Annotated in this window: 27 protein-coding genes and 2 tRNA genes; 5 read left to right on the forward strand and 24 right to left on the reverse strand. The window is 68.6% G+C overall.

All coding sequences use genetic code 11. The annotated features are described in order from the left end of the window. Positions 1–97 precede the first annotated feature (97 nt). From TMZ1T_RS14370 to TMZ1T_RS14390, 5 genes are read left to right on the forward strand one after another with little or no spacing between them, the layout of a single operon-like run. Positions 98–1,015 carry an AAA family ATPase gene (locus TMZ1T_RS14370; RefSeq protein ID WP_041589882.1) on the forward strand — a complete coding sequence of 306 codons (918 nt, stop codon included), beginning with the start codon at positions 98–100 and terminating at the stop codon, positions 1,013–1,015. Continuing rightward, positions 1,015–2,016 (forward strand): DUF58 domain-containing protein, encoded by a 1,002-nt coding sequence (locus TMZ1T_RS14375; RefSeq protein WP_004330407.1) that lies wholly within the window; start codon positions 1,015–1,017, stop codon positions 2,014–2,016. The genes TMZ1T_RS14370 and TMZ1T_RS14375 overlap by 1 nt, the downstream gene beginning before the upstream one ends. Continuing rightward, positions 2,013–4,031, forward strand: a complete 2,019-nt coding sequence (locus TMZ1T_RS14380) for a transglutaminase family protein (RefSeq protein ID WP_012585783.1) — start codon at positions 2,013–2,015, stop codon at positions 4,029–4,031. The genes TMZ1T_RS14375 and TMZ1T_RS14380 overlap by 4 nt, the downstream gene beginning before the upstream one ends. After that, positions 4,028–5,092, forward strand: coding sequence for a lytic murein transglycosylase B (gene mltB, locus TMZ1T_RS14385; protein WP_012585784.1), 1,065 nt, complete (start codon positions 4,028–4,030; stop codon positions 5,090–5,092). The genes TMZ1T_RS14380 and mltB overlap by 4 nt, the downstream gene beginning before the upstream one ends. An 11-nt stretch (positions 5,093–5,103) precedes the next feature. After that, positions 5,104–5,889 (forward strand): DUF2189 domain-containing protein, encoded by a 786-nt coding sequence (locus TMZ1T_RS14390; RefSeq protein ID WP_004299109.1) that lies wholly within the window; start codon positions 5,104–5,106, stop codon positions 5,887–5,889. 34 nt (positions 5,890–5,923) lie between these two features. Here TMZ1T_RS14390 and rpoS read toward each other — a convergent pair whose 3' ends face one another. The 24 genes from rpoS to rpsA form a co-directional block, all read right to left on the reverse strand. Continuing rightward, complete coding sequence (gene rpoS, locus TMZ1T_RS14395) at positions 5,924–6,862, reverse strand: RNA polymerase sigma factor RpoS (protein ID WP_012585785.1); 939 nt, start codon at positions 6,860–6,862, stop codon at positions 5,924–5,926. Between the two features lie 11 nt (positions 6,863–6,873). Continuing rightward, on the reverse strand, positions 6,874–7,698 hold the full coding sequence (locus TMZ1T_RS14400) for a peptidoglycan DD-metalloendopeptidase family protein (RefSeq protein WP_004299104.1): 825 nt from the start codon (positions 7,696–7,698) through the stop codon (positions 6,874–6,876). A gap of 16 nt (positions 7,699–7,714) precedes the next feature. Next, positions 7,715–8,368 carry a protein-L-isoaspartate(D-aspartate) O-methyltransferase gene (locus TMZ1T_RS14405; protein ID WP_004299102.1) on the reverse strand — a complete coding sequence of 218 codons (654 nt, stop codon included), beginning with the start codon at positions 8,366–8,368 and terminating at the stop codon, positions 7,715–7,717. Next, a complete protein-coding gene (surE, locus tag TMZ1T_RS14410; RefSeq protein ID WP_004299100.1) occupies positions 8,365–9,108 on the reverse strand; it encodes a 5'/3'-nucleotidase SurE in 744 nt (247 codons plus the stop codon). Before surE ends, TMZ1T_RS14405 begins: the two co-directional genes overlap by 4 nt. 141 nt (positions 9,109–9,249) lie before the next feature. Beyond that, a tRNA-Pro gene (locus tag TMZ1T_RS14415) sits at positions 9,250–9,326 on the reverse strand. An 84-nt stretch (positions 9,327–9,410) separates the two neighbouring features. Beyond that, on the reverse strand, positions 9,411–9,791 hold the full coding sequence (locus TMZ1T_RS14420; RefSeq protein ID WP_004299098.1) for a MerR family transcriptional regulator: 381 nt from the start codon (positions 9,789–9,791) through the stop codon (positions 9,411–9,413). Beyond that, entirely contained in the window at positions 9,772–10,077 is a 306-nt protein-coding gene (locus TMZ1T_RS14425; protein WP_004299096.1) for an integration host factor subunit alpha, read from the reverse strand. The genes TMZ1T_RS14420 and TMZ1T_RS14425 overlap by 20 nt, the downstream gene beginning before the upstream one ends. Before the next feature lies 1 nt (position 10,078). After that, a complete protein-coding gene (gene pheT, locus TMZ1T_RS14430) occupies positions 10,079–12,469 on the reverse strand; it encodes a phenylalanine--tRNA ligase subunit beta (RefSeq protein WP_004299094.1) in 2,391 nt (796 codons plus the stop codon). 49 nt (positions 12,470–12,518) lie between these two features. Next, positions 12,519–13,550, reverse strand: coding sequence for a phenylalanine--tRNA ligase subunit alpha (gene pheS, locus TMZ1T_RS14435; protein WP_004299092.1), 1,032 nt, complete (start codon positions 13,548–13,550; stop codon positions 12,519–12,521). A gap of 153 nt (positions 13,551–13,703) precedes the next feature. Beyond that, a complete protein-coding gene (gene rplT / locus TMZ1T_RS14440; protein ID WP_004299089.1) occupies positions 13,704–14,063 on the reverse strand; it encodes a 50S ribosomal protein L20 in 360 nt (119 codons plus the stop codon). A 12-nt stretch (positions 14,064–14,075) separates the two neighbouring features. Next, positions 14,076–14,273 (reverse strand): 50S ribosomal protein L35, encoded by a 198-nt coding sequence (rpmI, locus tag TMZ1T_RS14445; RefSeq protein WP_004299086.1) that lies wholly within the window; start codon positions 14,271–14,273, stop codon positions 14,076–14,078. Positions 14,274–14,418: 145 nt separating this feature from the next. Next, positions 14,419–14,940, reverse strand: a complete 522-nt coding sequence (infC, locus tag TMZ1T_RS14450; protein ID WP_012585787.1) for a translation initiation factor IF-3 — start codon at positions 14,938–14,940, stop codon at positions 14,419–14,421. Between the two features lie 27 nt (positions 14,941–14,967). Next, positions 14,968–16,884 carry a threonine--tRNA ligase gene (gene thrS, locus TMZ1T_RS14455; RefSeq protein ID WP_012585788.1) on the reverse strand — a complete coding sequence of 639 codons (1,917 nt, stop codon included), beginning with the start codon at positions 16,882–16,884 and terminating at the stop codon, positions 14,968–14,970. A gap of 186 nt (positions 16,885–17,070) precedes the next feature. Then, positions 17,071–17,147 (reverse strand) — tRNA-Val (locus tag TMZ1T_RS14460). Between the two features lie 69 nt (positions 17,148–17,216). Further along, complete coding sequence (locus TMZ1T_RS14465; RefSeq protein ID WP_012585789.1) at positions 17,217–17,459, reverse strand: GlsB/YeaQ/YmgE family stress response membrane protein; 243 nt, start codon at positions 17,457–17,459, stop codon at positions 17,217–17,219. Positions 17,460–17,505: 46 nt separating this feature from the next. Continuing rightward, positions 17,506–18,297, reverse strand: coding sequence for a 3'-5' exonuclease (locus tag TMZ1T_RS14470; RefSeq protein WP_041589681.1), 792 nt, complete (start codon positions 18,295–18,297; stop codon positions 17,506–17,508). Then, positions 18,294–18,734, reverse strand: a complete 441-nt coding sequence (locus tag TMZ1T_RS14475) for a DUF1318 domain-containing protein (RefSeq protein ID WP_004299072.1) — start codon at positions 18,732–18,734, stop codon at positions 18,294–18,296. Before TMZ1T_RS14475 ends, TMZ1T_RS14470 begins: the two co-directional genes overlap by 4 nt. After that, a complete protein-coding gene (locus TMZ1T_RS14480; RefSeq protein WP_004299068.1) occupies positions 18,731–18,925 on the reverse strand; it encodes a hypothetical protein in 195 nt (64 codons plus the stop codon). The genes TMZ1T_RS14475 and TMZ1T_RS14480 overlap by 4 nt, the downstream gene beginning before the upstream one ends. A gap of 24 nt (positions 18,926–18,949) precedes the next feature. Further along, a complete protein-coding gene (locus tag TMZ1T_RS14485; RefSeq protein WP_144312175.1) occupies positions 18,950–21,031 on the reverse strand; it encodes a translocation/assembly module TamB domain-containing protein in 2,082 nt (693 codons plus the stop codon). 100 nt (positions 21,032–21,131) lie between these two features. After that, on the reverse strand, positions 21,132–22,022 hold the full coding sequence (cysM, locus tag TMZ1T_RS14490; protein ID WP_004299063.1) for a cysteine synthase CysM: 891 nt from the start codon (positions 22,020–22,022) through the stop codon (positions 21,132–21,134). A gap of 80 nt (positions 22,023–22,102) precedes the next feature. Then, complete coding sequence (gene lapB / locus TMZ1T_RS14495) at positions 22,103–23,278, reverse strand: lipopolysaccharide assembly protein LapB (RefSeq protein ID WP_004299059.1); 1,176 nt, start codon at positions 23,276–23,278, stop codon at positions 22,103–22,105. A 6-nt stretch (positions 23,279–23,284) separates the two neighbouring features. Next, on the reverse strand, positions 23,285–23,602 hold the full coding sequence (locus TMZ1T_RS14500) for a LapA family protein (protein WP_004299057.1): 318 nt from the start codon (positions 23,600–23,602) through the stop codon (positions 23,285–23,287). A 76-nt stretch (positions 23,603–23,678) separates the two neighbouring features. After that, a complete protein-coding gene (locus tag TMZ1T_RS14505) occupies positions 23,679–23,966 on the reverse strand; it encodes an integration host factor subunit beta (RefSeq protein WP_004299053.1) in 288 nt (95 codons plus the stop codon). An 11-nt stretch (positions 23,967–23,977) separates the two neighbouring features. Continuing rightward, positions 23,978–25,681, reverse strand: coding sequence for a 30S ribosomal protein S1 (gene rpsA, locus TMZ1T_RS14510; protein ID WP_004299050.1), 1,704 nt, complete (start codon positions 25,679–25,681; stop codon positions 23,978–23,980). Between the last annotated feature and the right edge of the window lie 55 nt (positions 25,682–25,736).

The following is a 25,736-nucleotide window of genomic DNA, read 5'->3' on the forward strand; positions in this document are numbered from 1 at the left end:
ACTCTGGCGGCCGCCAACCGTGTTGAGCCCGATCGTCGGGCCGCTCGCCTTTGTCGTCTATTATCACCGCTTCCAGGCCAATTTCACAGTGCGCACGATGACCCTGCACCATGCGAATCGTCTGCTCGAGGCCGCCTCGCGCATCATCCTCGGCAAGGAGCGCGAGTTGCGCCTCGCGCTCGCCTGCCTGATCGCGCGCGGCCACCTGCTGATCGAGGACGTACCGGGCGTCGGCAAGACGACGCTCGCGCATGCGCTCGCCCGCCTGATGGGGCTGCAGTTCCAGCGCATCCAATTCACCAGCGACCTGCTGCCCGCGGACATCCTCGGCGTCTCCATCTTCGACCGCGACACCGCCGCCTTCCGGTTCCACCCCGGGCCGGTGTTCGCCCAGCTCGTCCTCGCCGACGAGATCAACCGCGCCACGCCGAAGACGCAAAGCGCGCTGCTGGAAGCCATGGAGGAGCGCCAGGTCACCGCCGACGGCCAGACCTGCGCGCTGCCCGAACCCTTTTTCGTGATCGCCACGCAGAACCCCGCCCACCAGATCGGCACCTTCCCTCTGCCCGAGAGCCAGCTCGACCGCTTCCTGCTGCGCATCCGCCTCGGCTACCCGGACCCGCTGGCCGAGCGCGCACTGCTAATGGGCGAAGACCGGCGCGGGCTGCTCGAGCGCCAGCCGGCGGTGATCGGCCCGGCCGAACTGCTCGCCATGCAGCAGGCGGCGCAGGGCTTGCATGTCACCGGGGCGCTCGTCGCCTATGTCCAGGCCCTGCTCGCCGCCACCCGCAACAGCGCGGAGCTCGCCGGCGGACTGAGTCCGCGCGCCGGCCTCGGCCTGCTCGCCGTGGCGCGTGCCTGGGCGCAGCTCGACGGCCGCGACCACGTGCTGCCGGAGGACGTGCAGGCCCTCTTCCCCCACGTCGCCGCGCACCGCCTGCACCTCGCCGGCGACGGCCGCCCGGCGCCGCAGGCGACGCTGCTGCGGCTGCTGCAGGCCGTCGCCGTGGGCTGATGGCGCGCCCCGCCGCATCGCTCGCCACGCCGCTGCGCCACGCCGCCGACCGCTGGCTGTTCCGCATCGGCGCCCCGGAGCCCGCGCCGATCCGCCTCGGCCAACGCCGCATCTACGTGCTGCCGAGCGCCGCGGGCATCGGCTTCGCCTTCGCGCTGCTGGTGATGCTGATCGCGGCGATCAACTACAACCTGAGCCTCGGTTACGCGCTCGTGTTCACCCTCGGCGGCAGCGCCGCAGCGAGCATGGTGCACGCCTTCCGCAACCTCCATGGCCTGTCGATCCGCCCGGGGCGCTGCGCACCGGTGTTCGCGGGCGAGACTGCCGTGTTCTCCCTCCTGGTCGATAACCCCGCCCCGCGACGACGTCCTGCCTTGCGCCTCGCCGCGCACGGGCAATGGAGCGCATTCGCGCTCCCCCCCGCACAGGAAAGCGCCGTCACGCTGGCCTGCCCCGCGCTCCGGCGCGGCCGGCTCGCGCTCGGGCGCAGCGTGCTCGAGACGCACTGGCCGCTCGGCCTCATCCGCGCCTGGAGCGTGTTCGTCCCCGAGGCCGAGTGCCTGGTGCTGCCCACGCCGGAGTCCGATCCGCCGCCCCTGCCCCTCGATGCAGGCGGCGATGCCGACGGCGGCCGGCGCGCACGCGAGGGCGACGACGACTTCGCCGGCCTGCGCGCGCATCGCAGCGCCGACTCGCCGCGCCATGTGGCGTGGAAGGTGCTCGCGCGCGGAGGTCCGATGCTGACCAAGGAGTTCGCCGCCGGACAGGAGCGCGCGCTCCTGCTCGACTGGGAGCGTCTTCCAGCCGGACTCGACGACGAACGCCGGCTGTCGCGGCTCACCGCCTGGGTGCTCGCCGCCGAGCGCGAAGGCCTGCGCTACGCGCTCGCGCTGCCCGGCGTGCGCGTGCCTGCGGCGAACGGCAGCGCCCATCACGCACGCTGCCTGCGCCTGCTCGCACTCCATGGGCTTGCCGACGCAGCGGTGGAGGACGCAGCGTGAGCGCGGAGCGCCCGCCGCGCCTGGGCGGCCTCCTGCACCGCAGCGGCCCGCCGCGCCGCACGCGCGCCGCGCGCCCGACGCCGACGCTGCGGCGCGACCAGGGTGTCTGGCTGCTCGCCGCGGCGGCGCTGGCGATCGCCCCGCATGCGGTCTGGCTGCCGGGATGGGTCGCGGCGCTCGGGCTCGGCCTGCTCGCCTGGCGCGCGCTGCTGCTGTGGCGCGGCAGCCGGCCGCCTCCGCGCGCGCTGCTGTTCGCGCTCGCGCTCGCCGCCGCCGCGGGGGTGCGACTGGAGTTCGGGCACTTCTTCGGCCGCGAGCCGGGCGTGGCGGTACTGGTCCTGCTGCTCGGCCTCAAGCTGCTGGAGACGCGCGCGGCGCGTGACATCCGCGCCGGGGTGCTGCTGTCCCTGTTCCTGCAGCTCGCGATCTTCTTCGAGGATCAGTCCCTGCCGGTGGCCGTGCCGGTCCTCGCCGGCACCCTGCTCGCACTCGGCGCCCTGGTGGCGCTCGCCGACCCGGACGGTGGCGAGCGCGAGCGCCTGCGCACCGCGGCCACCCTGCTCGCCCAGGGCCTGCCCTTCATGCTCATCCTGTTCGTGCTCTTCCCGCGCATCCAGGGCCCGCTGTGGGGCCTGCCGGCCGACGCCTTCTCGGCGCGCACCGGGCTATCGGACACGATGCGACCGGGCTCGATCAGCGCCCTCGGACAATCCGACGAGATCGCCCTGCGCGCCGCCTTCGCCGGCGCGCCGCCACCACCCGCGCAGCGCTACTGGCGCGGCCCGGTGCTCACCCGCTTCGACGGCCGCGAGTGGCACGCCGAGGCAGCCGCCGAGTCCTTCGCACCCAGCTACACACCACAGGGCGAACGCATCGACTACCTGATCACCATCGAGCCGCACCTGCGCCGCTGGCTGCTCGCCCTCGAACACCCCGGGCCTGCGCAGCCGCCGATCCGCTACACCGGCGACCTGCGCGCGCTCGCCGCAGAGCCCCTGCGGGCGCGAGCGCGCTTCACGCTCGGCGCGTATCCGCACACGCCGGTCGGCATGGACGAGGCGCCCGCGGTGCTTGCCGCGGCCACCGCCCTGCCCGCGGAGAGCAACCCCCGCAGCCGCCGGCTCGCCGCCGAACTCGCCGTCGGTGCGCGCGACCACGCCGAGATCCTGGAGCGCGTGCTCGCCCGCCTGCGCGCCCTGCGCCTGGGCTATACGCTGCGTCCACCCATGCTCGGCCGCCACGCCGCCGACGAGTTCCTGTTCGACACCCGGCGCGGCTTCTGCGAGCACTTCGCCTCCGCCTTCGCCGTGCTGATGCGCGCCGCAGGCGTGCCGACGCGGATCGTCACCGGCTACCAGGGCGGCGACATCAACCCGATCGACGGTCAGCTCGTGGTTCGCCAGTCCGACGCCCACGCCTGGGCCGAAGTCTGGCTGCAGGGACGCGGCTGGTTGCGAGTCGACCCAACCGCCCTCGCCGCCCCCGAGCGCATCGATGGCGGGCTGGCCGCGGCGCTCGCCGACGCGGGCGAGCTACCGTTCATGCTGCGCGCCGACATGGCCTGGCTGCGCGGCCTGCGCCACCGCTGGGAGGCCGTCGCGAACCTGTGGAACCAGCACGTCCTTGGCTACAATCCCGAGCGTCAGCGCGAACTCCTCGCCCGCATCGGCCTCGGCACGGGCAGACTGGCGCCGCCCCTGGGGGCGCTCGTCGCCACAGCGGTGCTGTTGTTCGCCGCCCTCTATGCCTGGAGCCTGCGCCGCCCGCACGTGCGCGACCCGCTCACGTGCACCTGGGAACGCTTCTGCGCGAAGATGGCCGCCGCTGGCGCGGCCCGTCCGGCCTGGCAGGGACCGCAGGACTATGCGGACGAACTGGCCGCACGCTTCCCGGCGCATGCCTCGGAACTACGCGGCATCTGCATGCTCTATGCCCGCCTGCGCTACGGACCGCCCGCCCCGGAGGAGCAACTCCGGCTCCTGTACAACCGCATCGCCTCACTGCGCCTCGAATGATTCCGACCCCACCCCTCCCCGCCCGCCCTTCCTCGCCCCCGCGCCAGCCCCGCACGCTCGGCGGTCTCCTCGCTGCCCTCGTGATCGCGCTGGGCACGCCCGCGCACGCCTCTTACGCCGAGCGCGAGGACGTGCGCGCCTTCGCCGCAGAGATCGCCAGCCGCCATGCGCTCGACGCCGGCGAAATCGAGCGCGCGCTCGCGGGTGCCCGCCACGATCCCGAGGTGATCCGCCTGATCACCCCCCCCGCGCGCAAGGGCGCGCGATCGTGGCAGACCTATCGTGCGCGCTTCCTCGACCGCACCCGCATCGACGGCGGGATGCGTTTCTGGCACGAGCACGCCGATACCCTGGAACGCGCCGAGCGCGAGACCGGCGTCCCCGCCGAGGTCATCGTCGCGATCATCGGGGTGGAGACGATCTACGGGCGCAACACCGGCAACTTCGAGACCCTCTCCACGCTCGCCACGCTGGCCTTCGACTACCCGCCGCGCGCCGAACTCTTCCGCCGCGAACTCGAGGCCCTGTTCCTGCTCGCGCGCGAACAGGGACGCGACCCGGCGAGCTATTACGGCTCCTTCGCCGGCGCGCTCGGCTACCCGCAATTCCTGCCGAGCAGCATGCGCGCCTATGCGGTGGACTTCGACCGCAACGGCGCGATCGACTTCGACGGTGATCCGGTGGACGCGATCGGCAGCGTGGCCAACTACCTGCGCGCGCATGGCTGGCAGGCAGGCGCACCGGTCGCAGAGCGCGCTCGCCTGTCGCCCGCGACCGATGCTGCCGGCCTGGTGGCGGCCGGCATCGAGCCGACGCTCGCGCCCGCGCTGCTCGCCGACAACGGCATCACCACCGCCGACGGCCGCCCTGTCGCCGCCGCGGCGACCCTGGTGGACCTGGAGACGCCGGGCGCCGACACCGAGTACTGGCTCGGCTACCGGAACTTCTACGTCATCACGCGCTACAATCGAAGCAGTTTCTACGCGATGTCGGTGTTCGAGCTCGCCGAGGCGCTGCGCCTGGGCCGGCTGGTGGAGGAAATCCGCGCCGAACGCCGCTGAAGGATCCGCCCATGCCCGCAAGCGCCCCGCCGTCGTCCTCCGACCCCTCCTCCCTCCGTCCGGCGCCGCTCGGCCTCGCCGACCTCGGCGGCGCGCTGCGTTTCGGCATCACGCAGTTCCGGGCCATTCCGCTCCTGAGCATGGCCTTCGCACTACTCTTCGTGGTGATCGGAGCCCTGCTCTTCGGCATTCTCGAGTTCGGCGCGATCGCGCCGATGAGCCTGTCGCTCGCCGGGGGCTTCATGCTCGTGGGTCCGGTACTGCTGGCCGGCTTCTTCGGTGTCTCCGACAAGCTGCGCAAGGGCCGCCAGCCGAGCTTCGGCGACATCTGGAGCGGTTTTCGGCAGATGCCGCGCGGCGGCTGGGTGGTGTCCTTCGTTTGCGGGCTGCTGTTCCTGATCTGGATCACCGACGCCGGCATCCTCTACGGCTTCATGGTGGGCCGCGAGCCGATCGGCTTCGTGCGCCTGCTGCGAATCGAGCAGGTCGTGATGGACTACGCCGGTTACAGCGCGATCATGGGTGGAGTGCTGGCCTTCATCCTGTTCGCCGTGTCGGCGTTCTCGATCCCGCTGATCTACGATGGCCGCGCGACGCTGGTGTCGGGCGTGGTGGCGAGCGTGCGTGCGGTGTTCGGTCGCTTCGGCGTGATGATGTGCTGGGCCTTCCTGCTCGCCGCGGTGATCATGGGCAGCGTTATGGCCCTGCCGCTGCTGCTGGTCAGCCTGCCGGTGATGGCCTACGCGAGCCGGGAACTCTACTTCCGCACCTTTCCCCCTGCCGCGCCCGCGACATGACGGGACTCCTGCGCGCACCTGCCGTTGTGCTTGCCTAGAGCAGCGCGTCGCGCGAGATTCCGCGCCGGCGCAGGATCCGGCGCAGTTGGCCCAGCGCCTCGAGCTGGATCTGGCGCACGCGCTCGCGGGTGAGTTCGAGGCGTTCGGCGAGTTCTTCGAGCGTGAGCAACTCGCACTCGTCGATGCCATAGCGGTGACGAATCACCATGCGCTGCTTGTCGTTGAGGATCGCGAGCCATTCGCGCACGAGTTGCTCGACTTCCGAGCACTGTATGCGAAGGTCGGCGGAGATGTGCTGCTCGTCCGCGAGCGACTCGCCGATCGACAAGGACGGGTCGATGTCGAGGGGTGCGTCGAGCGAGGCGGTGTGCTCGCCGAGCGCGAGGATGCTGCGCACCTCCTCGATCGTCTTGCCTAGCCGATTGGCGATCTGCTCGAGCGAGGACTCGCCGTTGCAATCGGCCTCGATGTGGCGCTGCGCGCGCAGGACCTGGTTGAGTTCCTTCACCACGTGGACGGGCAGGCGGATCGTGCGCGACTGGTTCATGATCGCACGCTCGATGTTCTGCCGAATCCACCACGTCGCGTAAGTCGAGAAGCGGAAGCCGCGCTCGGGGTCGAACTTCTCGAGCGCGTGCATGAGGCCGAGGTTGCCCTCCTCGACCAGATCGAGCAAGGGAATCCCGCGATTGAGGTAGTGCTTGGCGATATTGACGACCAGGCGCAGGTTGCGCTCGATCATCGTCTGCCGGGCATCGAAGTCGCCCATCCGCACGCGGCGGGCGATCACCAGCTCCTCCTCGGCGGTCAGCAGCGGATTGGCACCGATCTCGTTGAGGTAGAGCTGGGTGACGTCGCTGAAGAACTCGTTCTCGACAACCGGCGGCGCCTGGAACGAGAACACCTCCACCTCAGGGGGAAGATCCGGTTCCTGCTGACTTTCCAGTTCATCAAGATTGACCGGTTCTTCCATCCTCGCCCTCCTCAGCGCGCAGGCAGATACCCGGTCGGATCGACCGCCTTGCCCTGCTTGCGGATCTCGAAATGAAGCTTGGGCCGATCGGCTTCCGAACTGCCGAGCTCGGCGATCTTCTGGCCCTGTGCGACCTGGTCGTCTTCCTTGACCAGGAGCTTGTCGTTATGAGCATACACGGAGTTGTACTCCTGATTATGCTTGATCACGATCAATTTGCCATAACCCCGCAGGCCGCTGCCTGCGTAGACCACCTTGCCGGCCGCTGCCGCATACACCGGCTCGCCGACCGCGCCACCGATGTCGAGCCCCTTGTTGGAAGCCTCGTTGAAGCCGGCGATCACGCTGCCGGAGGCCGGCCAGCGCCATTGGCCGCTCATCGTCGAAGGCGGCGCCTCCGCCGCGGCGGGCGGCGGACTCTCGACCGCAGCGGGCTCGGTCACCGGCGCACGGCCGCCGACCGGCTCCCGCACGGTCGGGACCGTAGCGGAGCCGGTCGAAGGGATCGGCGTCGCGATGGCCCCCCCAGCCCCCGCGATCGCGCCCGTCGAGGCCGACGGCGACACGCGCAGGCTCTGGCCGACGTGGATCTGGTCGGGGTCGGTGATCCGGTTCCACGACACCAGATCGGGCAGGGTGACGCCATATTGGCGTGCGATGCCGAGCAGGGTGTCGCCCGGACGGACGGTGTGATAACCCGAGGCCGGCGCGACCGCAGCGGCCGGTGCGGGCGAAACCCCGCTACCGTCGCGCACCGGCGCCGTCCCCTGCGAGGCGCAGCCGGCAAGCAGCGCGGCGGCGACGAGGGCGATAAGATGAGAAGTGTTCTTGTGCATCCGAAAATACCGTGATTCAGTCAGTACCCGCGATCAGGGGAACGAAGCGCACCGCCTCGCACCAGGTCTCGCGGAAGGTATTGCCCTGGCGCTCGATCAGCAACAGGCGCTGCTCCGCTCCACCGACCGGAATGATCAGCCGCCCGCCCGAGGCGAGCTGCTCCTTCAATGCCGGCGGCAGCCCGACCGCCGCCGCGGCGACGACGATGCTGTCGAAGGGAGCGGCCTCGGGGAGACCAAGACTACCGTCGGCAAGTTTCAGCCGCACGTTGGGCAGGCGCAAGGGGCGCAGGTTCGCGCGCGCGCGATCGAGCAGGCCGCGGATGCGCTCTACGGCATAGACCTCGGTGGCGAGCAGCGACAGCACCGCAGCCTGATAACCGCAGCCCGCGCCGACCTCGAGCGTGCGCCCGAGCTCGCGCCCGTTGCGCAGCAGTTCGAGCATGCGCGCCACCACGAAGGGCTGCGAGATGGTCTGCTGGAAGCCGATCGGCAGCGGCGTGTCGTCGTAGGCGCTGAATGCCAGCCCCTCGTCCACGAAGGCGTGGCGAGGCACCGCCTGCATCGCCGCGAGCACGCGCTCGTCGCGGATGCCTTGGGCGCGCAGCCGCTCGACCATGCGCGCGCGTGCGCGCGAGGCCTGCCCCGGGTCGGATGCGCGCACGCTCACCGCTGCAACCAGTCGAAGACCGGAGCGATCAGGCCGGTATGGGTGAGGTCGATCTGCAGCGGCGTGACCGACACGAAGCCGTTGGCCACCGCATGGAAGTCGGTGCCTTCTCCCGCGTCGGCGGCACCGCCCGCGGCACCGACCCAATAGACCGTCTCGCCGCGCGGCGTCTCGCTGCGCACCACCGGCTCGGCCTTGTGGCGCTTGCCCAGGCGGGTGACGCGGATGCCTTGCAGGCGCTCGTAGGCGACATCGGGCACGTTGACGTTGAGCAGCACCGGACGCGGAAAGGGGTTGCGCATGAAGCGCTCGGCGAGGTCGCGAGCGACGCGTGCGGCGGCGGTGAAATCGGTGGCCGACTTGCTCACCAGTGAGACCGCGATCGAGGGCACGCCAAGCAGAAAGCCCTCGGTGGCGGCCGCGACCGTGCCCGAATACACCGTGTCGTCCCCCATGTTGGCGCCGTGATTGACACCGGAGACAACCATGTCGGGAAGGTGGTCGAGCATCCCGGTGACCGCGAGATGGACGCAGTCGGTGGGGGTGCCATTGACGTGATAGAAGCCGTTGGAGGTCTGGCGAAGCGAGAGCGGACGGTCGAGCGTCAGCGAGTTGCTCGCGCCGCTGCGGTCGCGCTCGGGAGCGACCACGGTCACCTGGCCGATCGTACCGAGCGCCTCGGCGAGCGCCGCGATGCCGGGGGCGAAGTAACCGTCGTCGTTGCTGACCAGGATGCGCATCTTGATTCCGTGCGGGTGGCTGCGAGGGATTGCAAGGGGCGCCGCGAACCGGCGGGAGCGGAGATATTAGCATGGCGTACCAGGCGGCACGCCTGGCGAACGGCACAAACAAAAAAACCGGCCTGGGCCGGTTAGTTTGATTGGTCGGGGCGGCGGGATTCGAACTCGCGACCCCTTGCACCCCATGCAAGTGCGCTACCAGGCTGCGCTACGCCCCGACACAAGCCGCCATTATAGCAGCGGTTTTCAGAAATACCAGTACTTTTGCTGCGCGATGATCAGCCTGCGAATCGTGCCGCGGATCAGGCGCGCAGTTCCTGCAGCGTGGCCGCAATCTCGGCGCGCAGTTGCCGCAGCGTGGACCTGCATTGCTCGAGTTCCACGCCGTTCTCCTGCTCCTGGATCGCCGACTCCCCAAGGCGGTTGCGCGCACCGGAGATGGTGAACCCCTCCTGATACAGCAGCTGGCGGATGCGCCGGATCAGCATGACCTCGTGGTGCTGGTAATAGCGCCGGTTGCCACCGCGCTTGACCGGTTTCAGCTGGGTGAACTCCTGCTCCCAGTAGCGCAGCACGTGCGGCTTCACGCAGCACAGCTCGCTCACCTCGCCGATCGTGAAATAGCGCTTCGCAGGAATCGGCGGCAGTTGCTCGCCACCGGTTTCAGGGCTGCTTGCTTGCATCGCTGAGTTGCTCCACCGCGGCCTTCAGTTTCTGGCTGGCATGGAAGGTGACCACGCGCCGGGCGGTGATCGGGATTTCCTCGCCGGTCTTGGGGTTGCGACCCGGACGCTGCGGCTTGTCGCGCAACTGGAAGTTGCCGAAGCCGGAGAGCTTGACGCTGTCGCCGCGCTCCAGCGCCGTCCGGATCTCCTCGAAGAAGCCCTCCACCATGTCCTTGGCTTCACGCTTGTTGAGCCCGACCTGCTCGAACAGCAGGTCGGCGAGCTCGGCCTTGGTGAGGGTCATGTCAGGCTCCCGCGCCTCGCAGGCGCGCACCCAGCACGGTTTCGGCATGCGTCACGAGCAGCGCGATGGCCGCATCCACTTCGGCGTCTTCGAGGGTGCGTCGAGTATCTTGCATCGATACCTTGAAGGCAAGGCTCTTCTTGTCATGATCGATGCCCTTGCCCTGGTAAAGGTCGAACAGCGCGATCTCGCGTACGAGCGCGGGTGCGGCCTCGCGCAGCACCTCGAGCACGCGCTCGACCGGAACCTCGTTGCCCACCACCAGCGCAAGATCGCGGCGCACCGCCTGCATGCGCGAGATCTCGGCATAGGCCGGCACGCGGGCGGCGAGCGCAGCATCGAGCGCAACCTCGAACACCACCGGCGCGGTGCCGAGCTCGTAGCGCTGCACCCACACCGGATGCAGTTCACCGAGCACGCCGATCATGTGCCCGTCCAGGCGCACGGCGGCCGCGCGCCCCGGATGCAGGGCGGGATGCGAGAGCGGGGCGAACTGCAGCTCGCGCGGCGCGAACAGCGCCTCGAGATCGCCCTTCACGTCGTAAAAGTCGACGCTGCGCGCGCGCTCGCCCCACTGCTCGGGCACCACCTGGCCGGCCGCCAGCGCGGCGATGTTCATCACCTGATGGAAGCCGCGCACCGGATCGCCATCGGCCTTGCGCTCGAACACGCGTGCCACCTCGAAAACGCGCACGCGGTCGATCTGGCGCTTGCGATTGGCGGCGAGCGTGCCGACCAGGCCCGGAATCAGGCTGGAGCGCATCACGCTGAGGTGGCTGGCGATCGGGTTGGCCAGGCGGATCGGGTTCTCGTTGGCGCAGAAGTCGCGCTCCCAGGCCTCCTCGACGAAGGCGAAGTTGACCACCTCCTGGTAGCCGCGCGCGGCGAGCAGGTGACGCAGCGCCCACACCGGGCGTCCGTTCTCGCTGCTCGGCAGCATCATCAGGCTGCCCTGCGGGGCGATCGCCGGGATGTTGTCGTAGCCGTGCAGGCGGGCGATCTCCTCGATCAGGTCTTCCTCGATCTCGATGTCGAAGCGCCACGACGGCGGCGTGACGAGGATGTCGTCACCTGTGCGCTCGACCTGCAGGTGGACGCGACGCAGCAGCGCGAGCATGTCCGCGTCGGCAAGCACGATGCCGAGCACGCGGCGCGCACGCGCCGGACGCAAACGCACCGGCGCGCGCGCGGGCAGCGCGTCGGTGGCGACGGCCTCGACCACCGGACCGGCCTCGCCGCCGCACAGCTCGATCACCAGACGGGTGGCACGCTCGAGGGCGCCGCGCGCAAGCTCCGGATCGACACCACGCTCGAAGCGGTGCGAGGCATCCGAGCCGAAACCGTAGGCGCGCGCGCGGCCCGCGATCGCATCGGGCGCGAAAAAGGCGCTCTCGAGGAAGACTTCGGTGGTGTCGAGGGTGATCCCGCTGTCCTCGCCGCCCATGATGCCCGCGAGCGCGAGCGCGCGCGCCTCGTCGGCGATCAGCAAGGTGTCCGCAGCCGGGGTCACCGTCTGCTCGTTGAGCAGCAGCACCTGCTCGCCCGCACGCGGCAGGCGCACATGGATGGCGCCCTGCAGCTTGGCGTTGTCGAAGGCATGCAGGGGCTGGCCGAGCTCGAGCATGACGTAGTTGGTGATGTCGACCAGCGCGCTGATCGAGCGGATGCCGCTGCGCACCAGGCGGCGCACCATCCAGTCGGGCGTCGCGGCGCGCGCGTCCACGCCGCGCAGGATGCGGCCGCAGTAACGCGGACAGGCTTGCGGCGCATCGAGCACGATGTCGCGGCGGGCCTCGATCGCGGGCGCGACCGGGTCGATCGCGAGCGGACGGAACTCGCCGCCGGTGATCGCCGCGACCTCGCGCGCCACGCCGGTCAGGCTCAGGCAGTCGGCGCGGTTGGGGGTCAGCTTGATGGTGAACAAGGTGTCGTCCAGGCCGAGGTAGGCGCGGATGTCGGTGCCCACCGGGGCATCCTCGGGCAGCGCGTAGAGGCCGGAGTGATCCTCGGAGAACCCGAGCTCGCGCGCAGAGCACAGCATGCCGAAGGACTCGACGCCGCGCAGCTTGGCCTTCTTGATCTCGAACTCGCCGGGCAGGACCGCGCCGACCACCGCGCATGGCACCTTCATGCCGGCGGCAGCGTTGGGCGCGCCGCAGACGATCTGCAGCAATTCGCCGGTGCCGGCGTCGACCTTGCACAGCTTGAGCTTGTCGGCGTTGGGGTGCTTCTCGGCCTCGACGATCTTCGCCACCACGACACCGCGGAAGGCGGGCGCGGCGGGTTCGGCCTCCTCGACCTCGAGGCCGGCCATGGTCAGCAGATGGCCGAGTCCGGCGCTGTCCAGTTGCGGATCGACGAAGGTCCGCAGCCACTGTTCTGAGAATTGCATGATTCGATTACCCGGATTGCGTGGTAGGGCGCAGCTTGTGCGAAGCCGCTCAGCGGAACTGGCCGAGGAAGCGCAGGTCGCCCTCGAAGAACAGGCGCAGGTCGTTCACGCCGTAGCGCAGCATGGTGAGGCGGTCCGGCCCCATGCCGAAGGCGAAGCCGGTGTAGCGCTCGGGGTCGATGCCGCCGAAGCGCAGCACGTTGGGGTGCACCACGCCGCAGCCGGCAATCTCCAGCCAGCGCCCCTCGAGCGCGCCGCTCATGAAGGCGACGTCGATCTCGGCCGAAGGCTCGGTAAAGGGGAAGAAGGACGGGCGGAAGCGCACCTGCAGGTCGTCGGTCTCGAAGAAGCGGCGCAGGAAGTCGGCGATCACGCCCTTGAGGTCGGCGAAGCTCACCGTCTCGCCCACCCACAGGCCCTCGACCTGGTGGAACATCGGCGAGTGGGTGGCATCGGAGTCCACGCGGAAGACACGGCCGGGCGCGATGATGCGCAGGTCGGGCATGGCATCGGCGTCACGGTGGCGCGCGACGTGGGCCTGCATGGCGCGGATCTGCACCGGGCTGGTGTGGGTGCGCAGCAGCACGTCGTCGTGGCCTTCGAGATAGAAGGTGTCGTGCATCGAGCGCGCCGGGTGGTTCTCGGGCGTGTTGAGCGCGGTGAAGTTGTGCCAGTCGGTCTCGATCTCGGGACCGTCGGCGACCACGAAGCCGATCGAGCCGAACAGGCGCTCGACGCGCTCGAGGGTGCGGCTCACCGGATGCAGTCCGCCCTGCACGCCACCGCGCCCGGGCAGGGTGACGTCGAGCGCCTCGGCGGCGAGCTGGGCGAGCAGCGCGGCTTCGCGCAGCGCGTTGCGGCGGCCTTCGAGCGCGGCCTCGATCGCGGTCTTGGCGGCGTTGATCGCGGCGCCCGCCTCGCGGCGCGCCTCGGGCTCGAGCTTGCCGAGCGCCTTCAGGCGCTCGGTGAGCGCGCCGGACTTGCCGAGGTAGCGCGCCTTGGCCTGTTCGAGCTGCGCGCCGTCGACCGCGGCGGCGAATTCGGCGGCGGCCTGTTGTACCAGTTGATCGAGCTGTTCCATGTCCCTGCCCTGGCGGAATGCGGTGTTGCGGGATGAGCGCCGCGGGGCGCGCCGCTCATCGGGAATTCGGGGGTCCGGTCACGGCGCCCGCCGGGCGCCGGCAATCCAGAAAAAAAAAGGAGGCCAGGCCTCCTTTTTTTTGGCTGCGCGCGATTACGCAGCGAGTTTGGCCCGGGCCTGCTCGGCAATCGCGGCGAACGCCGGTTTGTCGAACACGGCCAGGTCGGCCAGCACCTTGCGGTCGATCTCGATCGCGGCCTTCTTGAGGCCGTTCATGAACACGCTGTAGGTCAGACCCAGCTCGCGTGCAGCGGCGTTTATACGCGCGATCCACAGGGTGCGGAACTGGCGCTTGCGCTGACGACGGTCGCGGTAGGCGTACTGACCCGCCTTCATCACCGCCTGCTTGGCGATGCGATAGACGTTCTTGCGGCGGCCACGGTAACCCTTGGCCTGGGAGAGGACTTTCTTGTGACGGGCGCGGGCGGTTACACCACGTTTGACTCGGGGCATTGCGGTCTCCTATCAGGCGTACGGAAGCATGGCGCGGATCAGCTTTTCATCTGCCGCATGCACTTCGGTCATGCCGCGCAGGTGACGCTTCACCTTCGTCGTCTTCTTGGTCAGGATGTGGCGCTTGAACGCCTGGGACCGCTTGATCCCGCCGCTGGAGCGGACCTTGAAGCGCTTCTTCGCTCCGCTCTTGGTCTTCATCTTGGGCATTGCTGAGACTCCATGTTTTTGGATGACGCCAGGTAGCGCCGAAAAGCCCGGCGCGTTTTGTTACCCGGCACCACTTGTTTTCCGCCGGAGGGAAATTCCTTCCCGCGGTCTCGCCCCTCGCGAGGCGATTTCTTCGGGAAGAAGCTCAGTGCTTCTTCTTCGGCGCGATGATCATGATCATCTGGCGCCCTTCCATCTTGGGCATCTGCTCGACCTGGCCGAGTTCCTCGAGGTCCGCCTTCACGCGCTCGAGCTGGCGCAGGCCGAACTCCTGGTGAGCCATCTCGCGACCGCGGAAGCGCAGGGTGACCTTGCACTTGTCGCCTTCTTCCAGGAAGCGCTTGAGGTTGCGCAGCTTGATCTGGTAGTCGTTCTCGTCGGTGCCGGGGCGGAGCTTGACCTCCTTGACCTGCACCTGCTTCTGCTTGAGTCGGGCTTCGTGGGCCTTCTTCTGTTCCTGATACTTGAACTTGCCGAAATCCATCAGCTTGCACACGGGCGGCACGGCCATCGGTGCGATTTCGACCAGATCCAGCCCGGCCTCCTCGGCCATGTTGAGGGATGCATTCAAGGACACGATGCCGAGCTGCTCGCCCTCCTCGCCGACCAGCCGGACCTCAGGCGCAGTGATCTCCCGATTTACGCGCTGCTTCTTATCTTGAGCGATGGTTCAACTCTCCACGAAAACCAAAAATCAGACCGTGCCGGCTTTCGCTTCGACTTCGCGACGCCAGCGTTCGATCAGCGAATCGAGGGACATTTGGCCAAGATCCTGGCCACCCCGGGCACGTACGGCCACCAGGCCTGCCGCCTTCTCCTTCTCGCCGATGACGATCTGGTACGGCAGCTTCTGCACGCTATGTTCGCGAATTTTATAGTTAATCTTCTCGTTGCGCAAATCCGCCTCGACGCGGAAGCCGGCCTTCTTCAGCCTCGCCACCGCCTCTTCGGCATATTCGGCCTGGCCCTCGGAGATGTTCATCACCACCGCCTGCACCGGGGCGAGCCACAGCGGCATGGCGCCGGCGTGATGCTCGATCAGGATGCCGATGAAGCGCTCCAGCGAGCCGAGGATGGCACGATGCAGCATCACCGGGACCTTCTTGGTGTTGTCCTCGTCGACATATTCGGCACCAAGGCGCACCGGCAGGTTGAAATCGAGTTGCAGCGTGCCGCACTGCCACACGCGACCCAGGCAATCCTTGAGCGAGAACTCGATCTTCGGGCCGTAGAAGGCGCCCTCGCCCGGCTGCAGCTCGTACTGCAGGCCCTGCGCATCGAGCGCGGCGGCGAGCGCGGCCTCGGCGGCATCCCACTGCTCGTCGGTGCCGACGCGCTTTTCGGGGCGGGTCGACAGCTTGACCTGCACGTCGGTGAAGCCGAAGTCCTGGTACACCTGCTGCAACAGGCGGATGAACTCGGCCGACTCGGCCTGCACCTGGCTCTCGGCGCAGAAGATGTGCGCGTCGTCCTGCACGAAGTTGCGAACCCGCATGATGCCGTGCAGCGAACCCGAGGGCTCGTTGCGATGGCAGGAGCCGAACTCGGCCATGCGCAGCGGCAGGTCACGGTAGCTCTTGAGGCCCTGGTTGAAGATCTGGATGTGGCAGGGGCAGTTCATCGGCTTGACCGCGTAGTCGCGCTTCTCGGACTGCGTGGTGAACATCAGGTCGGAGTACATGCCCCAGTGACCGGACTTCTCCCACAGCGAGCGGTCGACGATCTGCGGCGTCTTCACTTCCTGGTAGCCATGCTCGCCGATCGTGCGGCGCAGGTACTGCTCGACCTGCTGCCACAGCGTCCAGCCCTTGGCGTGCCAGAACACCATGCCGGGCGCCTCGTCCTGGATGTGGAAGAGGTCGAGCTGGCGGCCGAGCTTGCGGTGGTCGCGCTTCTCGGCCTCCTCGATCATGTGCAGGTAGGCGTCGAGCTCGTCCTTCTTCGTCCACGCCGTGCCATACACGCGCTGCAGCATCTCGTTCTTCGAGTCGCCGCGCCAGTACGCACCGGCCAGCTTCATCAGCTTGAAGACCTTGAGCTTGCCGGTCGAGGGCACGTGCGGGCCGCGGCACAGGTCGATGAAGTCTCCCTGACGGTACAGCGACACGTCCTCGCCCGCCGGGATCGAGGCGATGATCTCGGCCTTGTAGTGCTCGCCGATGCCCTTGAAGAAGTCCACCGCCTTGTCGCGCGGCCACACCTCGCGATGCACGGGGATCTCGCGCTTGGCGATCTCGGCCATGCGCTGCTCGATGGCCTGCAGGTCCTCGGGGGTGAAGGGACGCTTGTACGAGAAGTCGTAGTAGAAGCCGTTGTCGATCACCGGCCCGATCGTCACCTGGGCGTCGGGGAAGAGTTCCTTCACCGCGTGCGCGAGCAGGTGGGCCGTGGAGTGGCGGATGATCTCGAGGCCTTCGGCGTTCTTGTCGGTCACGATGGCCAGATCGGCGTCGGCCTCGAAGCGGTGCGAGAGATCGACCAGCTTCCCGTCGGTGCGACCGGCGATCGCCGCCTTGGCGAGACCGGCACCGATCGAAGCCGCAACCTCGGCGACGGTCACCGGGTGATCGAAGCTGCGCACGGAACCGTCGGGAAGCGTGATGTTGGGCATGGCTGTAGCCTCGGGCTGTTGTCGCCCCGCGAGGCGCAGGACGTACAGGGGAAATCGGGAAAAACGTGGACGAAAAAAAAGCGCGGTTTGGGCGCGCTTTTTTCTCTTAGCAGACAAGCGGAGCCGACCTGTTCAGTTTCCGGCCTGAGTGGTAGTTCGGAACATGACTTTTCGACTCCAGAATCCTGGTAGGCGCGATTGGACTCGAACCAACGACCCCCACCATGTCAAGGTGGTGCTCTAACCAACTGAGCTACGCGCCTGCTGAAGTCCCGCATTATAGACACTGCGAAGAACTTGTCAAAGTTTTTTTGCAGTGTCGCGGAACGGGATCATTTCTTGAGGCGGGTCACCACGAAAAGGATCACCACCGCGCCGATGACCGCACCGAGGAAACCCGCGCCCTCGCCGGCGTGATAGATGCCGAGCGCCTGGCCGCCGTAGGTGGCGACCAGCGAGCCGGCGATGCCGAGCAGCGAGGTCATGATGACCCCGAGGCCGTCCTTGCCGGGGTGCAGCAGGCGCGCGACGAAGCCGACGATCAGGCCGATGAGGATGGTTCCGATGATGCCCATGATGCTCTCCGTAAGAGGATGGGGGATGGAGCCGGCGCCGCGCCGCTCAGCCTTGCGGCCAGGCGGCGAGGAACTGCTTCCAGTGCGGTGCGTCGATGCGGCCGAGCGCCTCGCGCACCGTCTCCACCTCCGCCGCCCACGCGGCGGCGTCGAGATGCCCGCGCATGCGCTCGAAGCGCAGGTAGACGAGGTAGGTGTTGACGACGTCGGTCTCGCAGTAGTCGCGGATCTCGGCGATCCGGCCCTCCTGCCAGGCCTGCCAGACCGCCGAACCGTCCATGCCGAGCTTGCCGGGATAGCCCATGAGCTTGGCGAGGTCGTCGAGCGGCGCGCTCGCGCGCGGCTGGTAGAGCGCCAGCAAGTCCATCAGATCCAGATGACGACTATGGTAGCGGCTGATGTAGTTGTTCCACTTGAAGTCGCGCGAGTCGTGGTAGTCGCCCTCGCCCTGGTCCCAGTAGCGCGGTGCTGCAACGCCGTGCAGCATGCCGCGGTAGTGCAGCACCGGCAGGTCGAAGCCGCCGCCGTTCCACGACACGATCTGCGGCGAGTAGCGCTCGATGCCGTCGAAGAAGCGCTGGATGATCTCGCCCTCGCCGCTCTCGGGCTCGGAGAGCGAGAACACCCGGAAATGCTGCGCGTCGCGCAGCACGCAGGAGATCGCCACCACGCGCTGCAGATGGTGCGGCAGGAAGTCGTTGCCGTGGCTGGCGCGGCGCTGCTGGAACGCCCACTCCGCGACCTCGTAGTCGGACAGGCCCGCGGGCAGGTTCTCGATCGCGCGGATGCCGGCGACGTCGGGAATGGTTTCGATGTCGAAGACGAGGACCGGCATCATTTCCTCGACCACGCAGCGCCCTGCTGCACCCACCAGCCCGGCTGCGCGCGCTCGAGCCAACGCTGCGCGAAGGTGCGGCGCACCTCGGCCTCCCACTCGGGGTGACCGTTGGCGCGCGCGATCTCGCGGTAGAGCGCGGCACGGTCGGCATTTTCGGCGGCAACCGCGGCGTTGGCCTGGGCGCGCTGCGCGAGCGGCACCGCCGCGGCGTCGCGCAGGCTCACGGTACCGTCTGCGGCGATGCCCACCGCACCCGACGCATACAGCGGCGCGAGCTGCGCGTGGCGCTGCTGCATCGTCTTGCGCAGCGCGGAGATCGCCGGGGTGTCGATCTCGAGGTTGCCCTGCGCATGCACCGGGAAGGCGAGCGCGAGGCCGACGAACAGGGCCGCCAGGCGGCCCGCCCAGGAGCCGGACGGCATCGAAGCGGATTTCATTTCGCGTCTCCCGCAGCCGGCGGCGTGGCAGGCGCGCTGCCCGCACCCTCGCGCAGCTGCCAGACCTCGTCGATGATCCGGTCGGCGGCCTTCTCGGCCGCCGCGGCCGGGAAATAGATGTTGATCGTGACGCAGGCCGCGGTGCTCGCAACCAGCGCAGCCGCGAACAGCCAGCGCGCAACAGGGTTCATGCCGTCCTCGCGGGATATGCAGATTCAATCGATCGTGGGAGAGACGCCCTCGGCCACCACGCGCTGCAGGCGGGCCACCAGTTCGTTCCAATCGACGCGCCGATTGTAGCCGATGACGTCGAGTGCCGGGACGCCTCCGCCACGCACGATGGTGAAGCCGCCATCGGCGCGCGCGGCGCCGTCCGGCGCCGCATCCAGCCCGTCCATCTCGCATACGCCCTTGGCAAGCCGGCAGCGCAGGCCGAGCTCGCGATAGCCGAAAGTCTCGAACAGGCGCAGCACGCTGCGCTGCACCGCCGCGAGCGCGCCCCCGCCGCCGAGCGCGCCGAGGTTCTGCACCGCGCGCTGGCTGATGCGGCGGCGCTCGTCGCCGGCGATGCTGGCGATGCGGGCGTCGAAGGCCGTGGGCCGCCAGCTCGACAGCTCCAGGCCGCGCACATCGGCGTCGATATGACCGGTGATGCTGCCGAAGCTGAAGGCCTCGGTAAGCTGGGCGAGATCGATGTGGCGCGCCTCGATCTCGCCCGTCAGGTGCGAAGCGACGCCGAAGGGTTCGTGCACGCGCAGTCCGCTCGCCTGCACCCACCCGCCAAAGACGGACACCGCGAGCGTGCCGTCGAGCACGAGCTCGCCCGGACGCAGGTGCAAGCCCGGCAACGCGGCCGACATCACCCCCGCCATGCGCGGCAGACCGAGCGCCTCGGTGAGCAAGGGCATCGACACCGGCTCGAGGACCGCGCCAGCGCTCCCCTCCCAGCCTGCGACGGACCAGCCGAGGGCGAGATCCCGGAGCACCAGCGCACCGTCGAGCAAGGGGATGCGCGCGCCCGGCAGGCGCAGCCCGGCGGGCCCGAGCACCGCGTCGAGCGCGAAGGCCCCGAGCGCGAGCTTCTCCCAGCGCCCTCCGCCAACCTGCAGGGCGGCCTCGCCCCGGCCGCGCGAGGACCAGCGCACGCGCCCATCCACGGGGCCGAAGGCGAGCACCTCGGCGCGCGCCTCCTCCGCTACGCCGCCTGCGGCGATTCCCTCGCCCTGCGGCGACGCGAGACCGAAGCCCGCCCCATGCAGTTCCACGTCGACCGTCTCCAGCCGATCCCGGCGCAATTCGGCACGCAGGTCCGCCCGCCCCTCGAGGCGCAACCGCTGCGCACTCGCCGGCGCCAGCAGCGGCGCCAGCCAGCGCGGGCCGATGCGGACGAGATCGACATCGGTCAGCTCGACCGCAAGGGTGTCCAGCGTGCCGCCGAAGGTGTCGAACACGCCGCGCGCGGAGGCGGCAGCAACCCCATCGAGCGCCAGCTCGCCGCGCTCGAGCACGATCCGGCGGCCGTCGAAGCGCCCGTGCGCGCGCAGCCGCGGGCCGGCCTCGAAGAGCAGCGGATGCACATAGGCCGCGCCCGCGTCCCAGTCGAGCTGCGCCGCCCAGGACCACGCCGCGCCCGTCCCACGTGCATCGAGCGTGAAACCGGCCTCCACGCCCTCGGCTGCACGCAGACCGTCGCCACTCCCGAAGCCGCCGCCCGCGATCCGGCCGCGCAGGGTTGCGGATGCGTCGCCCACACCCGCGGGCCGGTAATCGAGCTCGGCATCGAGCACGCCGACGGCCTCGAGCTCGCGCAGGCGCGCGGCGAGCTCGGCGAGCCAGGGCTCCAGCAGGGCCGCGGTCGCCGCAGGGCGGATCCGGTGCAGACGGGCGCGCAAGCTGCCATCCGCTTGAATGGCAGCCTCGATGCGGCCGCCTTCGGCCAGGCGCAGCACGATCCGCGCCGGCCCGGGGCCGAGCGTCGCCTCGATGTCGGCCTCGAAGGGCAATCTCCGCCCGCGCAGCTCCAACCGTGCCGCGCTGCACCCGAGCACGCCGTCGTCGAGATGCAGGCGACCGCAACGCAGCGAGAGCGCGCGCCACTCGCGCGCACCGACCCGCAGGCGGCCGACCGCGATCTCCCCGCTTTGCGCATGCGCGTCGAAGCGCACGCTCAGCTCCTCCGCAGCAAGGCCGGGACGGGTGATCTCGGCGATCTGGAGGGCGAGCACCCGAAACACCGTTGCGCCCGCAAGCGGAACGGCGGTCGCCAGCATCAGCAGCAAGAGGGCGCAGGACGCCACGCGCAAGCCGCGACCGCGGCGGGACGACTCCCGTTCGGCACCTGCAGCCTCCACGCGACGCGATCGCCGCGTCACCCGCGGCCCGGCCAGCCGAAGGCGCTCAGGCCGGGAACACACCCGTCGACAGGTAACGGTCGCCGCGGTCGCAGACGATGGAGACAATCACCGCGTTCTCGACCTGAGCGGCGATGCGCAGCGCGACATGCATCGCGCCACCCGAGGAGATGCCCGCGAAGATGCCCTCCTCGCGCGCGAGCCGGCGGGTCATCTCCTCGGCGTCAGCCTGGCTGACGCGCTCGAAGCGATCGACCCGCGGGCGCTCGAAAATCTTCGGCAAGTACGCTTCGGGCCACTTGCGGATGCCGGGGATGGACGAGCCCTCCTCCGGCTCGCAGCCGACGATGCAGATGTCGGGATTGCGCTCCTTGAGGAAGCGCGAGGTGCCCATGATGGTGCCGGTGGTGCCCATCGAGCTGACAAAGTGGGTGATGCGGCCGCCAGTCTGCTCCCACAGCTCGGGGCCGGTACCCTCGTAGTGCGCCACCGGGTTGTCCGGGTTGGCGAACTGGTCGAGGATGATGCCGCGGCCCTCGTCGCGCATCTTCTCGGCGATGTCGCGCGCCATCTCCATGCCGCCCGAACTCGGCACCAACACGAGCTCGGCGCCGAACGCGCGCATGGTCTGACGGCGCTCGACGCTCTGGTTCTCCGGCATCACCAGGATCATGCGGTAGCCGCGGATCGCCGCGGCCATCGCGAGCGCGATCCCGGTGTTGCCGCTGGTGGCCTCGATCAGGGTGTCGCCCGGCTTGATCTGGCCGCGCGCCTCGGCGCGCATCACCATCGACAGCGCCGGGCGATCCTTGACCGAGCCGGCCGGGTTGTTGCCCTCGAGCTTGGCGAGGATCACGTTGTTGCGGCCGGCGTCGATGCGCTTGAGGCGCACCAGCGGCGTGCGGCCGACGTAGTCTTCCAGCGTCCTGAATTCCATTTCTACCCTGTGGAGTGGGGTTCTTCGGGAGGGTTCGTCGGGAGGTGGACTCCCGACCGGCCCGCCGGGTTCGCCGCGCTTCAGGGCGTCAGGTCGAACTCTTCGGTGCGCCGCGGTGGATAGGTCTCCCAGCCGCCGCAGGCCGGGCAGCGCCAGTGGAACTGGCGCGCCTTGAAGCCGCAGGTGTTGCAGCGATAGCGTGCGACGCGTCGGGTGTGACCGTGGATGAGCTGCTTGATGAGGTCGATGTCGGCGCGCTGCTCGGCCGGCGCGTTGAGCGCCGCCGCCTCGAGCAGCTTGTCGAGCCCGAGCAGCGTGGGGTTGCGGCGCAGCTCCTCGCGCACCATCTCGTAGGCCGCCTTGGGCCCCTCGCGCTCGAGCTCCCAGTGGAAGAGCTCGTCGAGCAGGTCGAGCGAGGCGTGCCCGGCGAGCCAGGCGCGCAACAGCTGGTGCCCCTGAGCCACGCGACCGAGGCGCCCGCAGGCGTCCATGACGCGCTCGGCGACGAGGGCGAGGTAATTGGGGTCCTGGTTTTCGATGCGCTGCCAGGCTTCCAGCGCTTCCTCGTCACGGCCCTGGGCGGCATGCAGGTCGCCGAGCAGCAGGCTCGCGCGCACGCAGCGGCGATTGACCTCGAAGGCACGATCGAGATGGCCCCGCGCCTCGTCGTGGCGCGAGTTCGCGAGCGCCGTGGCAGCGAGCTCGCAATGGAAGTTGGCGACCTCGGTGTGCCACATCACGCCTTCATGGCCAGGCAGCGCCTCGGCGACCTCGATCGCCTTGGCCCAGTCCTTCTCCTGCTGGTAGATCTCGAGCAGATAGCGCAGCGCGACATCGTTGGCGCGCGTGCCGCGCAGGCGCAGAAAGGCAGCCTCCGCGCGGTCCAGCAGGCCGGCCTTGAGAAAATCCTGGCCAAGCTCGCCGAGCGCCTGCAGGCGATGCTCGTCACTGATGTCCTCGCGGTCGACGAGCAGCTGGTGGATGCGGATCGCGCGGTCGGTCTCGCCGCGACGGCGAAAAAGGCTGCCGAGCGCGAAGTGCAGCTCGACGGTCTGCGGGTCGATGCGCACCGCCTCGACGAAGGCGTCGATCGCCTTGTCGGGCTGCTCGTTGAGCAGGAAATTGAGCCCGCTCAGGTAGGAGCGCGGAAGCGCGCGCGACTCCTGCACCACCTGGCGGATGTCGATGCGCGCGGCCAGCCAGCCGAGCGCAAAGAACAGCGGCAGCGCGAGCAGCCACCAGTATTCGATTTCCATCGGGGATCAGGGCATCGGCAAGCGGGACTCTGCCGCGGCGAGCGCGGTCTCGGTCGAGGCCTTCTCGCGCTCGACGAGCTCGACCTGGCGGCGCAGGCGCGAGATCTCGCGGCGCTGGCGCATCATCGAGGCAAGCGTCGCGGTGACGCCGATCAGGGCACCGGCGGCGAAGGTGACCAGGATCACGAACACCAGCGGAAGTTGCCACTGGATGCCGAAAAAGAAGTTCAGCGTGACCAGATGGTCGTTCTTGATCGCGAAGCCGAACAAGAGGAAGAACAGCAGCAGGCGGATGATCCAGATGATTGCACGCATGACCGGCATGATTCCCGAACGATGAACAAAAAGAAGGCGACCGCAGTCGCCCTCCATTATTGCCTGTAAACCGATCGCCGCGCGGTCAACTTCCGCCGAGATCCACCCTTTCGCGCAATTCCTTGCCCGCCTTGAAATGCGGGACGTATTTTTCCGGCACCAGCACCTTCTCGCCGGACTTGGGATTGCGCCCGGTACGGGGCGGACGGTAGTTCAGCGCAAAGCTGCCAAACCCGCGGATCTCGATGCGATCACCGCGCGCGAGCGCGTCGGTCATCGCATCGAGAATCATCTTGACCGCGTAATCGGCGTCCTTTGCGACCAGCTGGGGAAAACGCTCCGCCAGCTGGGCGATCAGCTCCGATTTGGTCATGATCGGACAGATTACTGCTTCTGCTCGTTCAGCTTGGCCTTGAGCAGGGCACCCAGGTTGGTGGTACCGGCGGAAGCGGAGCTCTCGGAAGCCAGCTTGCTCATGGCTTCGGACTGCTCGACCTGGTCCTTGGCACGAATCGACAGGCTGATCGAGCGGGTCTTGCGATCCACGTTGATCACCAGCGCCTCGACCTCGTCCCCTTCCTTGAACATGGTGGTGAGGTCGTCGACACGGTGCGGAGCGGCCTCGGACGCGCGCAGGTAGCCTTCGACGTCGTCACCCAGCGAGATCACCGCGCCACGGGCCTCGACCGACTTCACGGTGCCGCGCACGAGGCTGTTCTTCTCGTGGGTGGCGATGAAGTTGGTGTAGGGGTCGCCCTCGAGCTGCTTGATGCCGAGCGAGATGCGCTCGCGCTCGACGTCGATCGCCAGCACCACGGCCTCGACCTCGTCGCCCTTCTTGAAGCGGCGCACGGCATCCTCGCCCGACTCGCTCCACGACAGGTCGGACAGGTGCACCAGGCCGTCGATGCCGCCTTCCAGGCCGATGAACACGCCGAAGTCGGTGATCGACTTGATCTGGCCACGGACCTTGTCGCCCTTCTTGTGGTTGATGGCAAAATCGTCCCACGGGTTGGACATGCACTGCTTCATGCCCAGCGAGATGCGGCGACGGTCTTCGTCGATCTCGAGGATCATGACCTCGACCTCGTCGCCCAGCTGCACGACCTTGGTCGGGTGGATGTTCTTGTTGGTCCAGTCCATCTCGGACACGTGGACCAGGCCCTCGATGCCCTGCTCGACCTCGACGAAGGCGCCGTAGTCGGTGATGTTGGTGACCTTGCCGAACAGACGGGTGCCCTGCGGGTAGCGGCGCGAGATGCCGACCCACGGGTCTTCGCCGAGCTGCTTGAGGCCGAGCGAGACGCGGTTCTTTTCCTGGTCGAACTTGAGCACCTTGGCTTCGATCTCGTCGCCGACCGACAGCACTTCGGACGGGTGACGGACGCGGCGCCAGGCCAGGTCGGTGATGTGCAGCAGGCCGTCGATGCCGCCGAGGTCCACGAACGCACCGTAGTCGGTGATGTTCTTGACCACGCCCTTGATGACGGTGCCTTCCTTGAGGTTGGCGAGCAGCTTTTCGCGCTCTTCGCCCATCGACTCTTCCAGCACGGCGCGACGCGAGACCACGACGTTGTTGCGCTTGCGGTCGAGCTTGATGACCTTGAACTCGTATTCCTTGCCTTCGTACGGCGTGGTGTCCTTGACCGGACGCATGTCGACCAGCGAACCCGGCAGGAAGGCGCGGATGCTGTTGGTCATGACGGTCAGGCCACCCTTGACGCGGCCGGTGATGACGCCCTTGACCAGGGTGCCTTCGTTGAGCGCCTTCTCGAGGTCGTTCCAGGCGGCGATGCGCTTGGCCTTGTCGCGCGACAGGCGGGTCTCGCCGTAGCCGTCTTCGAGGGCGTCGATGGCGACGTGGACGAAGTCGCCGATGTTGGCTTCGAGTTCGCCGCGGTCGTTGCGGAACTCCTCGATGGGCACGTAGCTTTCGGACTTCAGGCCGGCGTTGACGACGACGAAGTTCTGGTCGATGCGCACGACTTCGGCGGTGATGACTTCACCGGCGCGCATTTCCTGGAGGGCGAGGCTTTCCTCGAAGAGGGCGGCAAAGCTTTCTTCGAAGGCAGGGGTGGCGTTGGACATAAAAGGTGGATTCCGGCACCGCCGTGGGACGGCAAACATGGCTGGTTCAAGAAAA

The organism is Thauera aminoaromatica (assembly GCF_000021765.1).
Taxonomy (GTDB): domain Bacteria; phylum Pseudomonadota; class Gammaproteobacteria; order Burkholderiales; family Rhodocyclaceae; genus Thauera; species Thauera aminoaromatica.

Excerpts from the sequence above, each read along its gene's own strand:
- TMZ1T_RS14400 (WP_004299104.1), bottom strand. The coding sequence starts at position 7,698 with ATGCACAAGAACACTTCTCATCTTATCGCCCTCGTCGCCGCCGCGCTG.
- TMZ1T_RS14465 (WP_012585789.1), bottom strand. The coding sequence starts at position 17,459 with ATGGGCATCATCGGAACCATCCTCATCGGCCTGATCGTCGGCTTCGTC.
- TMZ1T_RS14480 (WP_004299068.1), bottom strand. The coding sequence starts at position 18,925 with ATGAACCCTGTTGCGCGCTGGCTGTTCGCGGCTGCGCTGGTTGCGAGC.
- TMZ1T_RS14470 (WP_041589681.1), bottom strand. The coding sequence starts at position 18,297 with ATGATGCCGGTCCTCGTCTTCGACATCGAAACCATTCCCGACGTCGCC.
- pheS (WP_004299092.1), bottom strand. The coding sequence starts at position 13,550 with ATGGAACAGCTCGATCAACTGGTACAACAGGCCGCCGCCGAATTCGCC.
- rpoS (WP_012585785.1), bottom strand. The coding sequence starts at position 6,862 with ATGGAAGAACCGGTCAATCTTGATGAACTGGAAAGTCAGCAGGAACCG.
- TMZ1T_RS14505 (WP_004299053.1), bottom strand. The coding sequence starts at position 23,966 with ATGACCAAATCGGAGCTGATCGCCCAGCTGGCGGAGCGTTTTCCCCAG.
- TMZ1T_RS14390 (WP_004299109.1), top strand. The coding sequence starts at position 5,104 with ATGCCCGCAAGCGCCCCGCCGTCGTCCTCCGACCCCTCCTCCCTCCGT.
- cysM (WP_004299063.1), bottom strand. The coding sequence starts at position 22,022 with ATGGAATTCAGGACGCTGGAAGACTACGTCGGCCGCACGCCGCTGGTG.
- rplT (WP_004299089.1), bottom strand. The coding sequence starts at position 14,063 with ATGCCCCGAGTCAAACGTGGTGTAACCGCCCGCGCCCGTCACAAGAAA.
- TMZ1T_RS14375 (WP_004330407.1), top strand. The coding sequence starts at position 1,015 with ATGGCGCGCCCCGCCGCATCGCTCGCCACGCCGCTGCGCCACGCCGCC.
- TMZ1T_RS14425 (WP_004299096.1), bottom strand. The coding sequence starts at position 10,077 with ATGACCCTCACCAAGGCCGAGCTCGCCGACCTGCTGTTCGAGCAGGTC.
- lapB (WP_004299059.1), bottom strand. The coding sequence starts at position 23,278 with ATGGAAATCGAATACTGGTGGCTGCTCGCGCTGCCGCTGTTCTTTGCG.
- rpsA (WP_004299050.1), bottom strand. The coding sequence starts at position 25,681 with ATGTCCAACGCCACCCCTGCCTTCGAAGAAAGCTTTGCCGCCCTCTTC.
- TMZ1T_RS14370 (WP_041589882.1), top strand. The coding sequence starts at position 98 with ATGACCCTGCACCATGCGAATCGTCTGCTCGAGGCCGCCTCGCGCATC.
- TMZ1T_RS14475 (WP_004299072.1), bottom strand. The coding sequence starts at position 18,734 with ATGAAATCCGCTTCGATGCCGTCCGGCTCCTGGGCGGGCCGCCTGGCG.
- thrS (WP_012585788.1), bottom strand. The coding sequence starts at position 16,884 with ATGCCCAACATCACGCTTCCCGACGGTTCCGTGCGCAGCTTCGATCAC.
- mltB (WP_012585784.1), top strand. The coding sequence starts at position 4,028 with ATGATTCCGACCCCACCCCTCCCCGCCCGCCCTTCCTCGCCCCCGCGC.
- pheT (WP_004299094.1), bottom strand. The coding sequence starts at position 12,469 with ATGCAATTCTCAGAACAGTGGCTGCGGACCTTCGTCGATCCGCAACTG.
- TMZ1T_RS14420 (WP_004299098.1), bottom strand. The coding sequence starts at position 9,791 with ATGCAAGCAAGCAGCCCTGAAACCGGTGGCGAGCAACTGCCGCCGATT.
- surE (WP_004299100.1), bottom strand. The coding sequence starts at position 9,108 with ATGCGCATCCTGGTCAGCAACGACGACGGTTACTTCGCCCCCGGCATC.
- rpmI (WP_004299086.1), bottom strand. The coding sequence starts at position 14,273 with ATGCCCAAGATGAAGACCAAGAGCGGAGCGAAGAAGCGCTTCAAGGTC.
- TMZ1T_RS14500 (WP_004299057.1), bottom strand. The coding sequence starts at position 23,602 with ATGCCGGTCATGCGTGCAATCATCTGGATCATCCGCCTGCTGCTGTTC.